1 protein-coding gene is annotated in these 377 nt (G+C 74.0%); it reads left to right on the top strand.

Annotation, left to right across the window (positions count from 1 at the left end; all coding sequences use genetic code 11):
• Window positions 1–377: hypothetical protein (locus IF89_RS39800; protein ID WP_043195019.1), on the top strand; the 377-nt coding region annotated here is incomplete at both ends.

Below are 377 nucleotides of genomic sequence, written 5' to 3'. Positions count from 1 at the left end.
GACCTCCAACACCCTGGCTGCGGACCGGCGCACGGTCACCGGGACCGTCACCCGCACCGCAGACAGCAGCGGGAAGCTCACCGCCCGCGAGCAGACCACCTTCACCTACGACGAGTACGGGCAGGCCGCCTCCGGGACGGTCTCCTGGGCTGAGGGCGCGGGTGGGGAGGGCCGGGGTGAGGGGCCGGGCGAGCTGAGGACTGAGGTCAGCCGGACCGTTGAGGGCGGGCGTCTGACCGAGACCGCCACGGTGGCGCCCGGCACGGACGCGGAAACGGTGACCTCGCGGGTGATAGACCTGGCCACCGGCGCCGTGCTGGAGGAGATGGGGCCGGGCGGGCGGGTCGTCTCGCGTACGGAGTACGACCGCCAGGGCC

It is taken from the genome of Streptomyces sp. NRRL F-2664, assembly GCF_000719345.1.
Taxonomy (GTDB): Bacteria; Actinomycetota; Actinomycetes; order Streptomycetales; family Streptomycetaceae; genus Streptomyces.
The sequence above is the reverse complement of the archived record's forward strand: the minus strand, read 5'-3'. Positions and strand labels throughout refer to the sequence as shown.